The sequence below is a fragment of the Roseateles sp. GW821-FHT09G09 genome (assembly GCF_059415965.1).
The window spans coordinates 1-16,894 of the sequence record NZ_JBWKOG010000018.1 but is presented as its reverse complement, the minus strand read 5'-3'; the positions used below and the strand labels follow the sequence as shown (position 1 = coordinate 16,894).

Genomic DNA, 16,894 nt, shown 5'->3' with positions numbered 1-16,894 from the left:
GCTCCGATCGCCATGGAGCAGGGTCTGCGCTTCGCCATCCGTGAAGGCGGTCGTACCGTCGGCTCGGGCGTCGTGGCGACGATCATCGAGTAATTCAGGTTAGAGGCCACAGGGGCATAGCTCAATTGGCAGAGCGTCGGTCTCCAAAACCGAAGGTTGGGGGTTCGAGACCCTCTGCCCCTGCCAACGATCAGCGATAAGCGAACGTTGGTCCTGGTGGTCAAGCCAAGCCCGCGGGAGTCATCTCGGCGGGCTTTGGTGCTGGTGGATCCGCTCAAATGTTTGGGTGGACGAATGTCGCGACGCAGCGTCGTGGCACGGAAGTGAGTTCAATGTCCAATCCTCAAGTCGAAACCGTCACGACGGGCGCCGACAAGGTCAAGCTGGCTGGCGCCGTGGTGCTGCTGGTCGCGGCGATCGTGGCGTTCTATGTGCTGAGCAAGCAAGGCCCGTGGGTGCAGTGGGGCGCCCTGCTGGCGTTGCTGGCTGCCGCCGTGGCCGCGTTCTTCACGTCGGAGTCCGGCAAGTCGCTGATCGCCTACGGTCAGGATTCGATCAAGGAAGTGGGCAAGGTGGTCTGGCCGACCCGCAAGGAAGCCGGCCAGATGACGCTGTACGTGTTCGTGTTCGTCGTGGTGATGGCGCTGTTCCTGTGGCTCACCGACAAGACGCTGGAGTGGGTGTTCTACGACCTGATCCTGGGTTGGAAGCGCTGAGCGAGAACGGATAGGGACCAAGATGAGCGAAGATCAAAACGTCGTTGCGACCGAGTCGACCGCGCCCGCTGGCCCGGCCAAGCGCTGGTACGTCGTCCACGCCTATTCCGGCATGGAAAAGGCGGTGGAGCGCAACCTGCGTGAACGCATCGATCGCGCCGGCATGCAGGACAAGTTCGGCCGCATCCTGGTGCCGACCGAAGAAGTCGTCGAGCTGAAGAACGGCAAGAAGGCCGTCACCGAGCGCCGCTTCTTCCCGGGCTACGTGCTGGTGGAGATGTTCATGGACGACGACAGCTGGCACTTGGTCAAGCACACGTCGAAGGTCACCGGCTTTGTCGGTGGCGCGAAGAACCGCCCGGCGCCGATCTCGGAGGCCGAGGTCATGAAGATCGTCAACCAGATGCAAGAGGGCGTGGACAAGCCGCGTCCGAAGGTTGAATGGATCGTCGGCGAGATCGTCCGCGTCAAGGAAGGCCCGTTCACGGACTTCAATGGCAGCATCGAGGAAGTCAACTACGACAAGTCGAAGTTGCGCGTCTCGGTGACCATCTTCGGGCGCGCGACGCCCGTCGAGCTGGACTTCGCCCAGATCGAAAAGGTCTGAGCGCGCGCGAGCGGCATGGCGGCCTCGGCCGCCACCGGCCGATCCAAGGATAAAAAGCTTGAAGGTGCTTGACGGCGCAAGCCGGCACAACCTTCCGTGACCAGTCCGCAACGAGAGGCGGACAAGAGGAGCAAGGGTAAGTCTCTGACCAGCCCCTTGCGTTAGCACTCAGGCGATGCGGCGTGGCCGTCGCGTTGCCATCAGGAGAAAACATGGCCAAGAAGATTGTCGGCTACATCAAGCTGCAAATCCCGGCTGGCAAGGCGAATCCGTCGCCTCCGGTCGGTCCCGCGCTGGGTCAGCGTGGTCTGAACATCATGGAATTCTGCAAGGCGTTCAACGCCCAGACGCAGAGCTATGAGCCGGGCCTCAAGCTGCCGGTCGTGATCACCGCCTTCGCGGACAAGAGCTTCACCTTCATCATCAAGTCGCCCCCCGCGACCGTGCTGATCAAGAAGGCTGCCAAGATCGAAAAGGGCTCGCAGCGCCCCCATCTGGACAAGGTCGGCAAGCTGACCCGCGCCCAGCTGGAAGAGATCGCCAAGACCAAGCAGAAGGACCTGACGGCCGCCGACATGGATGCCGCTGTCCGTACCATCGCCGGCTCCGCCCGCTCGATGGGCATCATCGTGGAAGGTGTCTGACATGGCCAAGCTGACCAAGCGTCAACAAGCCCTGCAGGGCAAGGTGGAATCGACCAAGCTGTACGCGTTGTCCGACGCGCTCAACCTGGTCAAGGAATGCGCCACCGCCAAGTTCGATGAAGCCATCGACGTGTCGATCCAACTGGGCGTCGACGCCAAGAAGTCGGACCAGGTCGTCCGTGGCGCGGTCGTGATGCCCAATGGCATCGGCAAGACCACGCGTGTCGCGGTGTTCGCGCAAGGCGCCAAGGCTGAAGAAGCCAAGGCCGCCGGCGCCGACGTCGTCGGCATGGAAGATCTGGCCGAGCGCGTCAAGGCGGGCGACATGCCCTTCGACGTCGTGATCGCCTCGCCGGACACGATGCGTGTCGTCGGTACCCTGGGTCAGATCCTGGGCCCGCGCGGCCTGATGCCGAACCCGAAGGTCGGCACCGTGACGCCGGACGTCGCCACCGCTGTCAAGAACGCCAAGGCTGGTCAAGTCCAGTTCCGCGTCGACAAGGCCGGCATCATCCACGGCACGATCGGCCGTCGCTCGTTCGACACCGACAAGCTGGAAGGCAACCTGCGCGCGCTGGTCGAAGCCCTGAACAAGGCCAAGCCGGCCTCGAGCAAGGGCATCTACCTGCGCAAGATCGCTGTCTCGTCGACGATGGGCGTTGGCGCCCGCGTGGACGTCGGCACGATCAACGCCGCGGCTGCCGCCTAAGCTGCATTCAATCGAGGCGTCGCGCGAGTCTGGCGTGGCGCTGATGAATTGGTGGGCTGGCCGGAGCAATCCGGCCAGGTCATCCAAGACCGCTGGCGAGAGGTCCCGCAGTGCTGGGGATCTCGCTTAATCGGAGGCTTCTGCCTCCGGCCAGCGCAGATGGCGGTCCCGCTGAAAGGATTCGAATCGTGATTCGTCGCGATGGGTTCCTGACAGGAGGTCGCTGATTCCGGTGCCCGAGACGTGATGGTCAAACATCGCATCGAGGGCGAAATGTGAGGAGTAGACCTTGAGTCTCAATCGCAACGAGAAAGCAGCCGTCGTGTCCGACGTGGCAGCGCAAGCCGCCAAGTCCCAGACGCTGGCGTTGGCTGAGTATCGTGGCCTCACCGTTGAAGCCCTGAACAAGCTGCGCGTCACCGCGCGTGCCCAAGGCGTGTACCTTCATGTCCTGAAGAACACCCTGGCGCGTCGTGCTGTCGCCGGTACTTCGTTCGAGGCTGCAACGGATGCCATGGTCGGCCCGCTGATCTACGGCTTTTCCGAAGACGCTGTCGCGGCTGCCAAAGTCATCGCTGACTTTGCCAAGACCAACGACAAGCTCGTCATCAAGGGTGGTGCCTACGGCGGCAAGGCTCTGGACGTCAATGGCGTGAAGGCGCTGGCGGCTGTTCCGAGCAAGGAAGTCCTGCTGTCGCAGATCGCCGGCCTGCTCATGTCGCCGGTGCAACGCACCGCCGCCGTGCTGGCTGCCCTGGCTCAGCAGAAGGGTGGCGGCGCCGAAGCCGTTGCCGAAGAAGCTCCCGCCGCGGCCTGATCGACGCTGCATTCGCGCATTCAAATCTCTCTGTATTTAGGAACCTATCATGGCATTCGACAAAGACGCTTTCCTGGCTGCCCTGGACAGCATGACCGTTCTGGAACTGAACGACCTGGTCAAGGCGATTGAAGAGAAGTTCGGCGTGTCCGCCGCTTCGATGGCCGCTCCGGCTGCTGGTGGCGCTGCTGCCGGTGGCGCTGCCGCCGCTGAAGAAAAGACCGAGTTCACCGTCGTCCTGACCGACGCCGGCGCTCAGAAGGTCTCGGTCATCAAGGCCGTTCGCGAAATCACCGGCCTGGGCCTGAAGGAAGCCAAGGACCTGGTCGACGGCGCTCCGAAGCCCGTCAAGGAAGGCATCGCCAAGGCCGACGCCGAAGCCGCCAAGAAGAAGCTGGAAGAAGCCGGCGCCAAGGTCGAACTCAAGTAAGACCTTGTGGGGATCCGGCGACGCGTTCGCCGGGTTCCGCACCGCGAGAGGGGTGGTCCCATGGGGCCTCCCCTTTCCTCGTTTCAGGGTTTGTCCTGGGGCGGTTTCGGTTGACAAAGAGCAATCGAAAGCATCGTGCTGTATCATGCACGGTTCTTTCGAGTGTTCTCTGATCCGACTGCAGAGAACGGTTTGGTCGGACCGCGGTCAAGCCGTGCGTCACGCGTGGGGTGCAACGCCCTCCGTGCCGCCCGGTGATCGGGGTTGTCCGCCAGCGGTTGGTAGTGGCCAACCACCAAGCTTCGTGGTGCAACGCCCGAACAGCCAGTCGCCGACGCAGTGCGCCTCCAGGCCAGGGGCGCGCTCGACACGGAGTCTTTATGGCGCAAGCAACCCCCTACAGCTACACCGAGCGCAAGCGCATCCGCAAGAGCTTCGGCAAGCGCGTGAGCGTGCTCAACGTTCCGTACCTGCTGACGATGCAGAAGGAGTCGTATGTCGACTTCCTGCAAAAGGATGTCGCGCCCCTGAAGCGCAAACCGGAAGGCCTGCAAGCGGCGTTCCTCTCCACGTTCCCGATCACGTCGCACAACGGGTTCGTGGAAATGAAGTTCCTCGAATTCAACATCGCCAAGCCGCCGTTCGACGTCCGCGAATGCCAGCAGCGTGGTCTGACCTTCGCCGCCGCCGTGCGTGCGAAGCTGCAGATGATCATCTACGACCGGGAAAGCCCGCAGCCGAAGACGGTCAAGGAGATCAAGGAGCAAGAGGTCTACATGGGCGAAGTTCCGCTCATGACCGACTACGGCTCGTTCATCATCAACGGCACCGAGCGCGTCATCGTCTCGCAGCTGCACCGCTCGCCCGGCGTGTTCTTCGAGCACGACAAGGGCAAGACCCACTCGTCCGGCAAGCTGCTGTTCTCCGCCCGCATCATTCCGTATCGCGGCTCGTGGCTGGACTTCGAGTTCGATCCGAAGGACATCCTGTACTTCCGCGTCGACCGCCGCCGCAAGATGCCGGTCACGATCCTGCTCAAGGCCATCGGCCTGAATCCCGAGCAGATCCTGGCGCACTTCTTCGTCTTCGACAATTTCCGCCTGATGGACTCGGGCGCCCAGATGGAGTTCGTGGCCGAACGCCTGAAGGGTGAAGTCGCGCGCTTCGACATCACCGACAAGAGCGGCAACGTGCTGGTCGAGAAGGACAAGCGCATCACCGCCCGTCACGTGCGTCAGCTGGAGCAATCCGGCACGCAGCACGTGACCGTGCCGGAAGACTTCCTGCTCGGCCGCGTCCTGGCGAAGAACATGGTCGACCCCGACACCGGCGAGATCATCGCGAAGGCCAATGATGAACTGACCGACTCGCTGCTGAAGAAGCTGCGCGGCGCCGGCATCAAGGACATCCAGGCGCTGTTCACCAACGAGCTGGACGAAGGCGCGTACATCAGCCAGACGCTGGCTTCGGACGAGACCGCCGATCAGCTGGCGGCCCGCGTCGCGATCTACCGCATGATGCGCCCCGGCGAGCCGCCGACCGAAGATGCGGTCGAGGCGCTGTTCAACCGCCTGTTCTACAGCGAAGACACGTACGACCTGTCGCGCGTCGGTCGCATGAAGTTCAACGCCCGCGTGGGCCGCGACATCCCGACCGGTGCAATGACGCTGTCGAACGAGGACATCCTCGACGTCGTCAAGATCCTGGTCGAGCTGCGCAATGGCCGCGGCGAGGTCGATGACATCGACCACCTGGGCAACCGTCGCGTCCGTTGCGTCGGCGAACTGGCCGAGAACCAGTACCGCTCGGGTCTGGCCCGTATCGAGAAGGCCGTCAAGGAACGTCTGGGCCAGGCCGAGACCGAAGCCCTGATGCCGCACGACCTGATCAACTCCAAGCCGATCTCCGCGGCGCTGAAGGAGTTCTTCGGTGCGTCGCAGCTGTCGCAGTTCATGGACCAGACCAACCCGCTGTCCGAGATCACGCACAAGCGTCGTGTCTCGGCCCTGGGCCCGGGCGGTCTGACCCGCGAGCGCGCCGGCTTCGAAGTCCGCGACGTGCACCCGACCCACTACGGCCGTGTCTGCCCGATCGAAACGCCGGAAGGCCCGAACATCGGTCTGATCAACTCGCTGGCGCTGTATGCGCGCCTGAACGAGTACGGCTTCCTGGAGACCCCGTACCGCCGCGTGGTGGACTCGAAGGTCACCAACCAGATCGACTACCTGTCGGCCATCGAAGAAGGCAAGTACGTGATCGCCCAGGCGAACGCGTCGCTGAACGAAGGCGGTCAACTGGTCGACGAGCTGGTCTCCGCGCGTGAGAACGGCGAATCGGTGCTGACCTCGCCGGAACGCATCCAGTACATGGACGTAGCGCCGACGCAGATCGTGTCGGTGGCGGCATCGCTGGTGCCGTTCCTGGAGCACGACGACGCGAACCGCGCGCTGATGGGCGCGAACATGCAGCGTCAGGCCGTTCCGACCCTGCGTCCTGAAAAGGCGTTCGTGGGCACGGGCGTCGAGCGCGTGGCCGCGAAGGACTCGGGCACGGTGGTCGCGGCTCGCCGTGGCGGCGTGGTCGATTACGTGGACACGAACCGCATCGTGATCCGTGTGAACGACGACGAGACCGTGGCCGGTGAAGTCGGTGTCGACATCTACAACCTGATCAAGTATCAGCGTAGCAACCAGAACACCAACATCCACCAGCGTCCGATCGTCAAGCGTGGCGACAGCGTCGGCGCGGAAGACATCATCGCCGACGGCGCATCGACCGACCTGGGTGAACTGGCCCTGGGCCAGAACATGCTGGTCGCGTTCATGCCGTGGAACGGCTACAACTTCGAAGACTCGATCCTGATCTCCGAACGCGTGGTGGCCGAAGACCGCTACACCTCGATCCACATCGAGGAACTGGTGGTCATGGCGCGTGACACGAAGCTGGGCAGCGAGGAAATCACCCGCGACATCCCGAACCTGAGCGAACAGCAACTGGCTCGTCTGGACGAATCCGGCATCGTGTACATCGGTGCCGAGGTGAACCCGGGCGACGTGCTGGTCGGCAAGGTCACGCCGAAGGGCGAGACCACGCTGACGCCGGAAGAGAAGCTGCTGCGCGCGATCTTCGGCGAGAAGGCGTCGGACGTGAAGGACACGTCGCTGCGCGTGGACCAGGGCACCAACGGCACGGTCATCGACGTGCAGGTGTTCACCCGCGAAGGCATCCAGCGCGACAAGCGCGCCCAGCAGATCATCGACGACGAGCTGAAGCGCTTCCGCCTGGACCTGAACGACCAGCTGCGCATCGTGGAGGCCGACGCGTTCGACCGCGTCGAGAAGCTCCTGGTGAACAAGGTCGCCAACGGTGGTCCGAAGAAGATCACCAAGGGCACCGTCATCTCGAAGGACTACCTGGCCGAGGTCGAGAAGTTCCACTGGTTCGACGTCCGTCCCGCCGAGGACGACATCGCCAACCAGCTGGAGTCGATCAAGAACTCGCTCGAGCAGACCCGTCACAGCTTCGACCTCGCCTATGACGAGAAGCGCAAGAAGCTGACGCAAGGCGACGAGCTGCCGGCCGGCGTGCTGAAGATGGTCAAGGTGTACCTGGCCGTCAAGCGTCGCCTGCAGCCTGGCGACAAGATGGCCGGCCGTCACGGCAACAAGGGTGTCGTGTCCAAGATCACTCCGATCGAAGACATGCCCTACATGGCCGACGGCACGCCTGCCGACATCGTGCTGAACCCGCTGGGCGTCCCGTCGCGGATGAACGTGGGCCAGGTGCTGGAAGTCCATCTGGGCTGGGCCGGCAAGGGCATCGGTCAACGCATCGGCGACATGCTGCAACGCGAGGCCCGTGTGGCTGAGCTGCGCGACTTCATGGACCAGCTGTTCAACCAGAACGGCGGCAAGTCCGAGGAGCTGGCGCAACTGAGCGATGACGAGATCCTCGGCATGGCGCAGAACCTGCAGCACGGCGCGACCTTCGCGACCCCCGTCTTCGACGGCGCGAAGGAAAGCGAGATCCGCGCGATGCTGAAGCTGGCGTACCCGGACGACATTGCTGCGAAGAAGGGCCTCACGCCGACGCGCACGCAGGCCTTCCTGTATGACGGCCGCACCGGCGAGCAGTTCGAGCGTCCCACGACGATCGGCTACATGCACGTGCTGAAGCTGCATCACCTGGTCGACGACAAGATGCATGCCCGTTCCACCGGCCCGTACTCGCTGGTCACGCAGCAGCCGCTGGGCGGCAAGGCGCAGTTCGGCGGACAGCGTTTCGGCGAGATGGAAGTGTGGGCCCTGGAAGCCTACGGCGCTTCGTACATCCTGCAGGAAATGCTGACGGTGAAGTCCGACGACGTGAACGGCCGTACGAAGGTGTACGAGTCCATCGTCAAGGGCGAGCACTCGATCGAAGCCGGCATGCCCGAGTCGTTCAATGTGCTGGTGAAGGAAATCCGTTCGCTGGGCATCGACATCGAGCTCGAGCGCAACTAAAGAGAACAGGAGAATCGTATGAAGGGTTTGTTGGACCTGTTCAAGCAATTCACGCCGGACGAACATTTCGACGCGATCAAGATCGGGCTGGCCTCGCCCGAGAAGATCCGCTCGTGGTCGTTCGGTGAAGTGAAGAAGCCCGAGACCATCAACTACCGGACTTTCAAGCCGGAACGTGATGGCCTGTTCTGCGCCAAGATCTTCGGCCCGATCAAGGACTACGAGTGCCTGTGCGGCAAGTACAAGCGCCTGAAGCACCGTGGCGTGATCTGCGAGAAGTGCGGCGTCGAAGTCACCCAGACCAAGGTGCGCCGCGAGCGCATGGGCCACATCGAGCTGGCCGCTCCTTGCGCGCACATCTGGTTCCTGAAGTCGCTGCCGTCGCGTCTGGGCCTGGTGCTCGACATGACGCTGCGCGACATCGAACGCGTGCTGTACTTCGAAGCGTACGTCGTGGTGGATCCGGGCATGACCCCGCTGAAGAAGTTCAGCATCATGTCCGAGGACGACTACGACGCGAAGCGCATCGAATTCGGTGACGAGTTCATCGCGCTGATGGGCGCCGAGGGCATCCAGAAGCTGCTGGCGGAAATGGATCTCGATGTCGAGATCGACCGCCTGCGCAATGACATGACCGGCTCCGAGCTGAAGATCAAGAAGAACTCCAAGCGCCTCAAGGTGATGGAAGCCTTCAAGCGCTCGGGCATCAAGCCGAACTGGATGGTGCTGGAAGTGCTGCCGGTGCTGCCGCCGGACCTGCGTCCGCTGGTGCCGCTGGACGGTGGCCGCTTCGCGACGTCGGACCTGAACGACCTGTACCGCCGCGTCATCAACCGCAACAACCGCCTGGCCCGTCTGCTCGAGCTGAAGGCCCCTGAGATCATCGTGCGCAACGAAAAGCGCATGCTGCAGGAAGCCGTCGACTCGCTGCTGGACAACGGTCGCCGCGGCAAGGCGATGACCGGCGCGAACAAGCGTGCCCTCAAGTCGCTGGCCGACATGATCAAGGGCAAGAGTGGTCGTTTCCGTCAGAACTTGCTGGGCAAGCGCGTCGACTACTCGGGCCGTTCGGTCATCACCGTGGGCCCGACGCTCAAGCTGCACCAGTGCGGCCTGCCGAAGCTGATGGCGCTGGAGCTGTTCAAGCCCTTCATCTTCTCGCGCCTGGAAGCGATGGGCATCGCGACCACGATCAAGGCCGCGAAGAAGGAAGTCGAGAGCGGCACCCCCGTCGTCTGGGACATCCTGGAAGAGGTCATCAAGGAGCACCCGGTCCTGCTGAACCGCGCGCCGACGCTGCACCGCCTGGGCATCCAGGCGTTCGAGCCGGTGCTGATCGAAGGCAAGGCGATCCAGCTGCACCCGCTGGTCTGCGCTGCGTTCAACGCCGACTTCGACGGTGACCAGATGGCCGTCCACGTGCCGCTGTCGATCGAAGCGCAGATGGAAGCCCGTGTGCTGATGCTGGCTTCGAACAACGTGCTGTTCCCGGCCTCGGGCGAGCCGTCGATCGTGCCGTCCCAGGACGTGGTGCTGGGTCTGTATTACGCGACCCGTGAACGCACCAACGGCAAGGGCGAAGGCATGGTCTTCTCGGACATCCCCGAGATGATCCGCGCCCTGGAAAACGGCGCGGTCGAGATCACCGCCAAGATCAGCGTCCGCCTGACCGAGTACGTCAAGGAAGGCGAGGAATGGGTCGCCCAGACCAAGCTGACCGATACCACCGTCGGTCGCGCGCTGCTGTCCGAGATCCTGCCCAAGGGCCTTCCCTTCTCCAACATCAACAAGGCGTTGAAGAAGAAGGAAATCTCCAAGCTGATCAACACGTCCTTCCGCAAGTGCGGTCTGAAGGAAACCGTGGTGCTGGCAGACAAGCTGCTGCAGTCCGGTTTCAAGCTGGCCACGCGCGCAGGCATCTCGATCGCCATCGACGACATGCTCGTGCCCAAGCAGAAGGTCGAGCTGATCGACCGCGCCGAGAAGGAAGTCAAGGAGATCGAGCAGCAGTACGTCTCGGGTCTCGTGACCGCCGGCGAGCGCTACAACAAGGTCGTCGACATCTGGGGCAAGACCGGTGACGAGGTCGGCAAGGTCATGATGTCGCAGCTGTCCAAGGAGAAGATCCTGGACCGCCACGGCAAGGAAGTCGAGCAGGAGTCCTTCAACTCGATCTACATGATGGCCGACTCGGGCGCGCGGGGTTCCGCGGCGCAGATCCGTCAGCTGGCCGGCATGCGCGGCCTGATGGCGAAGCCGGACGGCTCCATCATCGAGACGCCGATCACGGCGAACTTCCGCGAAGGCCTGAACGTTCTGCAGTACTTCATCTCCACCCACGGTGCTCGTAAGGGCCTGGCGGACACGGCGCTGAAGACCGCGAACTCCGGCTACCTGACCCGTCGTCTCGTCGACGTGACGCAGGATCTGGTCGTGACCGAATCCGATTGCGGCACGGACAACGGCATCAACATGCGCGCCCTGGTGGAAGGCGGCGAGGTGATCGAGTCCCTGCGTGACCGGATCCTGGGTCGCGTGGCCGCGATCGACGTCGTGCATCCGGAAACCCAAGGTGTCCTGCTGACCGCCGGCAACATGCTGGACGAAGACATCCTGGACATGCTGGAAGCTGCTGGCGTGGACGAGGTCAAGGTCCGCACCCCGCTGACCTGCGGCACCCGTTTCGGCCTCTGCGCGAAGTGCTATGGCCGCGATCTGGGCCGTGGCGGCATGGTGAACACCGGCGAAGCGGTGGGCGTCATCGCCGCCCAGTCGATCGGCGAACCCGGCACGCAGCTGACGATGCGGACCTTCCACATCGGTGGTGCGGCGTCGCGTGCGGCAGTGGCCTCCAGCGTGGAAGCGAAGTCGGACGGCATCATCGGCTTCAACGCCACGATGCGCTACGTCACGAACGGCAAGGGCGAACTGGTGGTGATCTCGCGTTCCGGCGAAATCGTCATCTCCGATCCGCACGGCCGTGAGCGCGAGCGTCACAAGGTGCCGTACGGCGCGCTGCTGAACATCAAGGCCGACCAGACCATCAAGGCCGGCACGATCCTGGCGACGTGGGACCCGCTGACCCGCCCGATCATCACGGAATTCGCCGGTCAGGCGAAGTTCGAGAACGTCGAGGAAGGCGTCACCGTGGCCAAGCAGGTCGACGAAGTGACCGGCCTGTCCACGCTGGTGGTGATCGACCCGAAGCGCCGCGGCGCTGCCAAGGTCGTCCGTCCGCAGGTCAAGCTGCTGGACGCCAGCGGTCAGGAAGTGAAGATCCCCGGCACCGACCACTCGGTGACGATCGGCTTCCAGGTCGGCTCGCTGGTCCAGATCCGCGACGGCCAGGAGCTGGCCCCCGGTGAAGTGCTGGCCCGTATCCCGGTGGAAGGTCAGAAGACCCGCGACATTACCGGCGGTCTGCCGCGTGTCGCGGAGCTCTTCGAAGCCCGTTCGCCGAAGGATGCCGGCTTCCTGGCGGAACAGACCGGCACGGTTTCGTTCGGCAAGGAAACCAAGGGCAAGGTCCGCCTCGAGATCACCGATCCGGAAGGTCGCAAGCACGAACTGCTGGTGCCCAAGGAAAAGAACATCCTGGTGCACGAAGGCCAGGTGGTGAACCGCGGCGAACTGGTGGTCGACGGTCCGGCCGATCCGCAGGACATCCTGCGTCTGCTGGGCATCGAGGAACTGGCGCGTTACATCGTCGACGAAGTGCAGGACGTGTACCGTCTGCAGGGCGTGAAGATCAACGACAAGCACATCGAGGTGATCGTTCGCCAGATGCTGCGCCGCGTGCAGATCGTCAACCCGGGCGATTCGGCCTACATCGCCGGCGAGCAGGTCGAGCGTTCGGAACTGTTGGATACCAACGACCGCCTGCGCGGCGAGGGCAAGATGACCGTCACGCACGCCGACGTGCTGTTGGGCATCACGAAGGCTTCGCTGTCGACGGACTCGTTCATCTCCGCGGCATCGTTCCAGGAAACGACCCGCGTGCTGACCGAAGCCGCGATCATGGGCAAGCGCGACGAACTCCGTGGACTGAAGGAGAACGTCATCGTCGGTCGTCTGATCCCGGCCGGTACCGGCATGGCCTTCCACCAGGCGCGTCGCGCCAAGGAAGAGATGGACGACGCCGAGCGCCGTTCCATCGCCATCCAGGAAGCCGAGGAAATGGCAGCCGTGCAACTGTCCGCGCTTGACGCGGCCAGCGACGCAGGCGCGAGCGAGTAAGCGCAGGGCATCGAGCCGCTTGCGGCTTGATTCGAAGGCTGCCGTCCCGCAAGGGCGGCAGCCTTTTTCATTGGCGCAGCGGAATCACGTCAGGGAGGTCGCCGCGTGCAGCTTCAACCAGGCGGATGGAGACAGGATGGGAAGCCCGAGCTTTGCAGCGCGTTTGGCCACCTTGAGCACGGCCCGATCACGGGAGATGAGGCTCGTCGGATGCGCGGCCGCCAAAGCCAGGCCGAGATCGATGAATTTCTGGTCGTCGGTGTCGCTGCAACGCGGGCGCGCCATGCTGAGCACCGGCTCGTCGACCAGGCGGCAATGCTGCTCGAATGCTTCATGGATGCGTGCCGGGTCCGGTGCATAGCGCGCGGCCACGCCGCGGCCGATCACGTGGAGAAGCTCGCCCTTCATGGCGGGCGTCGCGGTCCAATGTAGGCGCCGGCTCACTATGGCTGCAATCAACGGTGCGAGGCTGGCCTCATCGAAGACCAGCCAATCCATGACCACCTGCGTGTCCAGGACAACCAGGGGCATCGGCGCGTCGCCGTTGCCCGGGTGCAGCGGAAAAGCAGTGGAAACGGCGTCGTTCATAAGGTCCGGGAGCATAGCGCCTTGTGCGTTTCCGTTGAACTCGCCTACAATCGCCGGCTCTCCAGCATGTCTTGATGCGTCCCGAGTCCAGGTTTCGAACCGACGCGGGGTTGATTCGAGCGTGGTGCCGCAAGGCGCTGCGCTTTTGTCGCTTGTGGAATGCCCCCGATCTCGCGGGCTTCCTGAAGGCCAAGGCTGCTGGGGTTGTGACTTCAAACGGGAACAAGTTACTTATGCCAACCATCAATCAGCTCGTTCGCCACGGTCGTGAGACCGAGGTGACGAAATCCAAGTCGCCGGCCATGCAGTCGTGCCCGCAACGTCGTGGCGTCTGCACCCGCGTGTACACAACCACCCCGAAGAAGCCGAACTCGGCGCTTCGTAAGGTCGCCAAGGTGCGCCTGACCAACGGTTTCGAGGTCATCTCGTACATCGGTGGTGAAGGCCACAACCTGCAGGAGCACAGCGTCGTGCTGGTGCGCGGCGGCCGGGTCAAGGACTTGCCGGGTGTGCGTTACCACATCGTGCGCGGTTCGCTCGACCTGCAAGGCGTCAAGGATCGCAAGCAGTCGCGTTCCAAGTACGGCGCGAAGCGCCCGAAGAAGTAAGGCTCAACAGCCAAGGTCTTGGTGGCCGAGAGGTCATCGATTATTTGCGGCCCGAGTGCATGTGCACCGGCAGCCGAGTAAGTGGATCCCCCCAGATGTCGGTGGAGATCCGCGGCGGGGCGAGAGCCCTGACCAACTGAAGCATTGAAGGAAGAATCCCATGCCACGTCGTCGCGAAGTACCCAAGCGCGAGATCCTGCCGGACCCGAAGTTCGGTAGCGTTGATCTGTCCAAGTTCATGAACGTCATCATGGAATCGGGCAAGAAGGCCGTCGCCGAGCGCATCATTTATGGCGCGCTGGAGCAAGTCGAGCAGAAGTCCGGCAAGGATCCGCTCGAGATCTTCATGATCGCGATCAGCAACGTGAAGCCCATGGTCGAAGTGAAGTCCCGCCGCGTTGGCGGTGCGAACTACCAAGTTCCCGTGGAAGTTCGCCCCGTCCGCCGTCTGGCCCTCGCCATGCGCTGGTTGAAGGAATCCGCGCGCAAGCGTGGTGAGAAGTCGATGGCCCAACGGCTGGCCAACGAACTGCTGGAGGCCTCCGAAGGCCGTGGTGGCGCGATGAAGAAGCGCGATGAAGTCCACCGCATGGCAGACGCCAACAAGGCGTTCTCGCACTTCCGCTTCTAATCAAGACCTCTCTGGCCGCCTCGGGTTACTACTGACCCGATGGCGGCTCCATGCATTTGGAGTGACACCATGTCCCGCAAGACCCCCATCGAGCGCTACCGCAACATTGGTATCTCGGCGCACATCGATGCCGGCAAGACCACCACGACGGAACGCATCCTGTACTACACCGGTGTGAACCACAAGATCGGTGAAGTGCATGACGGCGCTGCCACGATGGACTGGATGGAGCAGGAACAAGAGCGCGGCATCACGATCACGTCGGCCGCGACGACCTGCTTCTGGAAGGGCATGGACATGTCCTACCCTGAGCATCGCTTCAACATCATCGACACGCCCGGACACGTGGACTTCACGATTGAAGTCGAGCGTTCGATGCGCGTGCTGGACGGCGCCTGCATGGTGTACTGCGCCGTCGGCGGCGTGCAGCCCCAGTCGGAAACCGTCTGGCGCCAGGCCAACAAGTACCGTGTGCCGCGTCTGGCCTTCGTGAACAAGATGGACCGTACCGGTGCCAACTTCTTCAAGGTCGTCGACCAGATGAAGACCCGCCTGAAGGCGAACCCGGTGCCCATCGTGATCCCCATCGGCGCCGAAGAGAACTTCACCGGCGTGGTGGACTTGCTCAAGATGAAGGCCATCATCTGGGACGAAGCGTCCCAGGGCATGAAGTTCGAGTACCAGGACATCCCGGCTGACCTCGTCGATACCGCCAATGAGTGGCGCGAAAAGATGGTCGAAGCCGCTGCGGAAGCGACCGAAGAGCTGATGAACAAGTACCTCGAGACGGGCGACCTGACCGAGGAAGAGATCAAGCTGGCGATCCGCAAGCGCACCATCGCGACCGAGATCCAGCCGATGCTGTGCGGCACCGCGTTCAAGAACAAGGGTGTGCAGCGCATGCTGGACGCCGTCATCGACTTCCTGCCGTCGCCGCTGGACATCCCGCCGGTCTCGGGCACGGACGAAGATGATCAGCCGATCTCGCGTCAACGTACCGACGAAGAGAAGTTCTCGGCGCTGGCCTTCAAGCTCATGACCGATCCGTATGTCGGCCAGCTGACCTTCGTGCGCGTCTATTCGGGCGTGCTGCAGTCGGGTGCGACCGTCTACAACCCGGTCCGCGGCAAGAAGGAGCGCATCGGCCGGATCCTGCAGATGCACGCCAACCAGCGTGAAGAGATCAAGGAAATTCTGGCAGGCGACATCGCGGCGTGCGTGGGCCTGAAGGACGTCACCACGGGTGAAACCCTGTGCGATCCGGACAGCATCATCACGCTGGAACGCATGGTCTTCCCGGAGCCGGTGATCTCGCAGGCCGTCGAGCCGAAGACCAAGGCCGACCAGGAAAAGATGGGCATCGCGCTGGGTCGCCTGGCTGCTGAAGATCCGTCCTTCCGTCTGCGTACCGACGAAGAGTCGGGTCAGACCATCATTTCCGGCATGGGCGAGCTCCATCTGGAAATCATCGTCGACCGCATGAAGCGCGAATTCGGCGTCGAAGCCAACGTGGGCAAGCCGCAAGTGGCTTACCGCGAAACGGTCCGCAAGTCGGTCACCGACGTTGAGGGCAAGTTCGTGCGTCAGTCGGGCGGCAAGGGCCAGTACGGTCACGTCGTGTTCTCGCTGGAGCCGCAAGAGGCCGGCAAGGGCTTCGAGTTCGTCGACGCCATCAAGGGCGGCGTGGTGCCGCGCGAATTCATCCCCGCGGTCGAGAAGGGTGTCATCGACAGCCTGCCGAATGGCGTGCTGGCCGGTTACCCGGTCGTGGACGTGAAGGTCACGCTGACCTTCGGCTCGTACCACGATGTGGACTCGAACGAAAACGCGTTCAAGATGGCTGCCTCGATGGGCTTCAAGGAAGCCTGCCGTCGCGCCAGCCCGGTCATCCTCGAGCCGATGATGGCTGTGGAAGTCGAAACGCCGGAAGACTACGCTGGTACGGTGATGGGCGATCTGTCCAGCCGTCGGGGCATGGTGCAGGGCATGGACGACATGGTCGGCGGCGGCAAGATCATCAAGGCGGAAGTTCCGCTGTCGGAGATGTTCGGCTACTCGACCTCGCTGCGTTCGGCCACGCAAGGCCGCGCGACGTACACGATGGAGTTCAAGCACTACAGCGAAGCTCCGAAGAACGTCGCTGACGCGATCATCACCGCTCGCGCGAAGTGATGACTTGAGCCGGCGCCTTCGAGTGCCGGCTCATTTGTTCTCGATCATCGAATCGTCTTCGCAGTGACTCCTCCCGGTTGCCGGTCGCCGGGGTTTCTGGACACTGTGGAAACGCTAAACCAACAGACCGGGCAGATGCTCTTTTTGGAGAATTGAAATGGCAAAAGGCAAGTTTGAACGTACCAAGCCGCACGTGAACGTGGGCACGATTGGTCACGTTGACCATGGCAAGAC

General features: G+C 63.0%; 13 protein-coding genes, 1 tRNA gene and 1 pseudogene. 14 read left to right on the top strand and 1 reads right to left on the bottom strand.

Going from position 1 to position 16,894, the window contains the following annotated elements; translation table 11 throughout:
• The 10 genes from AC07O8_RS27155 to rpoC form a co-directional block, all read left to right on the top strand.
• Positions 1-93 (top strand): EF-Tu C-terminal domain-related protein (locus AC07O8_RS27155; RefSeq protein WP_495050954.1); only part of this gene is annotated, 93 nt, incomplete at its 5' end.
• A gap of 17 nt (positions 94-110) precedes the next feature.
• Positions 111-186: transfer RNA gene (locus AC07O8_RS27150), tRNA-Trp, on the top strand.
• 146 nt (positions 187-332) lie between these two features.
• Complete coding sequence (gene secE, locus AC07O8_RS27145; protein WP_088409115.1) at positions 333-716, top strand: preprotein translocase subunit SecE; 384 nt, start codon at positions 333-335, stop codon at positions 714-716.
• Between the two features lie 22 nt (positions 717-738).
• The gene (gene nusG / locus AC07O8_RS27140) at positions 739-1,323 is read left to right on the top strand and encodes a transcription termination/antitermination protein NusG (protein ID WP_067278900.1); all 585 of its coding nucleotides are present in this window, start codon (positions 739-741) and stop codon (positions 1,321-1,323) included.
• A gap of 212 nt (positions 1,324-1,535) precedes the next feature.
• Positions 1,536-1,967 carry a 50S ribosomal protein L11 gene (gene rplK / locus AC07O8_RS27135; protein ID WP_067278896.1) on the top strand — a complete coding sequence of 144 codons (432 nt, stop codon included), beginning with the start codon at positions 1,536-1,538 and terminating at the stop codon, positions 1,965-1,967.
• Position 1,968: 1 nt separating this feature from the next.
• A complete protein-coding gene (gene rplA / locus AC07O8_RS27130) occupies positions 1,969-2,676 on the top strand; it encodes a 50S ribosomal protein L1 (RefSeq protein ID WP_495051008.1) in 708 nt (235 codons plus the stop codon).
• Positions 2,677-2,965: 289 nt separating this feature from the next.
• On the top strand, positions 2,966-3,493 hold the full coding sequence (gene rplJ, locus AC07O8_RS27125) for a 50S ribosomal protein L10 (protein ID WP_067278884.1): 528 nt from the start codon (positions 2,966-2,968) through the stop codon (positions 3,491-3,493).
• A 49-nt stretch (positions 3,494-3,542) separates the two neighbouring features.
• On the top strand, positions 3,543-3,923 hold the full coding sequence (gene rplL / locus AC07O8_RS27120; RefSeq protein ID WP_067278882.1) for a 50S ribosomal protein L7/L12: 381 nt from the start codon (positions 3,543-3,545) through the stop codon (positions 3,921-3,923).
• 380 nt (positions 3,924-4,303) lie between these two features.
• Positions 4,304-8,425 (top strand): DNA-directed RNA polymerase subunit beta, encoded by a 4,122-nt coding sequence (gene rpoB, locus AC07O8_RS27115; RefSeq protein ID WP_495051007.1) that lies wholly within the window; start codon positions 4,304-4,306, stop codon positions 8,423-8,425.
• An 18-nt stretch (positions 8,426-8,443) separates the two neighbouring features.
• Positions 8,444-12,661, top strand: coding sequence for a DNA-directed RNA polymerase subunit beta' (rpoC, locus tag AC07O8_RS27110; protein WP_495051006.1), 4,218 nt, complete (start codon positions 8,444-8,446; stop codon positions 12,659-12,661).
• A gap of 84 nt (positions 12,662-12,745) precedes the next feature.
• Here rpoC and AC07O8_RS27105 read toward each other — a convergent pair whose 3' ends face one another.
• Complete coding sequence (locus tag AC07O8_RS27105) at positions 12,746-13,249, bottom strand: PIN domain-containing protein (RefSeq protein ID WP_495051005.1); 504 nt, start codon at positions 13,247-13,249, stop codon at positions 12,746-12,748.
• Between the two features lie 233 nt (positions 13,250-13,482).
• Here AC07O8_RS27105 and rpsL point away from each other — a divergent pair, with 233 nt between their 5' ends.
• From rpsL to AC07O8_RS27085, 4 genes and pseudogenes are all read left to right on the top strand, one after another.
• Positions 13,483-13,857, top strand: coding sequence for a 30S ribosomal protein S12 (gene rpsL, locus AC07O8_RS27100; RefSeq protein ID WP_067278874.1), 375 nt, complete (start codon positions 13,483-13,485; stop codon positions 13,855-13,857).
• Between the two features lie 160 nt (positions 13,858-14,017).
• A complete protein-coding gene (rpsG, locus tag AC07O8_RS27095; protein WP_495051004.1) occupies positions 14,018-14,488 on the top strand; it encodes a 30S ribosomal protein S7 in 471 nt (156 codons plus the stop codon).
• A 69-nt stretch (positions 14,489-14,557) separates the two neighbouring features.
• A complete protein-coding gene (fusA, locus tag AC07O8_RS27090; protein WP_495051003.1) occupies positions 14,558-16,660 on the top strand; it encodes an elongation factor G in 2,103 nt (700 codons plus the stop codon).
• Between the two features lie 157 nt (positions 16,661-16,817).
• Positions 16,818-16,894 (top strand): annotated as a pseudogene (locus AC07O8_RS27085) (GTP-binding protein); the annotation flags it as partial.

Coding starts and splice junctions, on each gene's coding strand:
- secE (WP_088409115.1), top strand. CDS start 333: ATGTCCAATCCTCAAGTCGAAACCGTCACGACGGGCGCCGACAAGGTC.
- nusG (WP_067278900.1), top strand. CDS start 739: ATGAGCGAAGATCAAAACGTCGTTGCGACCGAGTCGACCGCGCCCGCT.
- rplK (WP_067278896.1), top strand. CDS start 1,536: ATGGCCAAGAAGATTGTCGGCTACATCAAGCTGCAAATCCCGGCTGGC.
- rplA (WP_495051008.1), top strand. CDS start 1,969: ATGGCCAAGCTGACCAAGCGTCAACAAGCCCTGCAGGGCAAGGTGGAA.
- rplL (WP_067278882.1), top strand. CDS start 3,543: ATGGCATTCGACAAAGACGCTTTCCTGGCTGCCCTGGACAGCATGACC.
- rpoB (WP_495051007.1), top strand. CDS start 4,304: ATGGCGCAAGCAACCCCCTACAGCTACACCGAGCGCAAGCGCATCCGC.
- rpoC (WP_495051006.1), top strand. CDS start 8,444: ATGAAGGGTTTGTTGGACCTGTTCAAGCAATTCACGCCGGACGAACAT.
- AC07O8_RS27105 (WP_495051005.1), bottom strand. CDS start 13,249: ATGAACGACGCCGTTTCCACTGCTTTTCCGCTGCACCCGGGCAACGGC.
- rpsL (WP_067278874.1), top strand. CDS start 13,483: ATGCCAACCATCAATCAGCTCGTTCGCCACGGTCGTGAGACCGAGGTG.
- rpsG (WP_495051004.1), top strand. CDS start 14,018: ATGCCACGTCGTCGCGAAGTACCCAAGCGCGAGATCCTGCCGGACCCG.
- fusA (WP_495051003.1), top strand. CDS start 14,558: ATGTCCCGCAAGACCCCCATCGAGCGCTACCGCAACATTGGTATCTCG.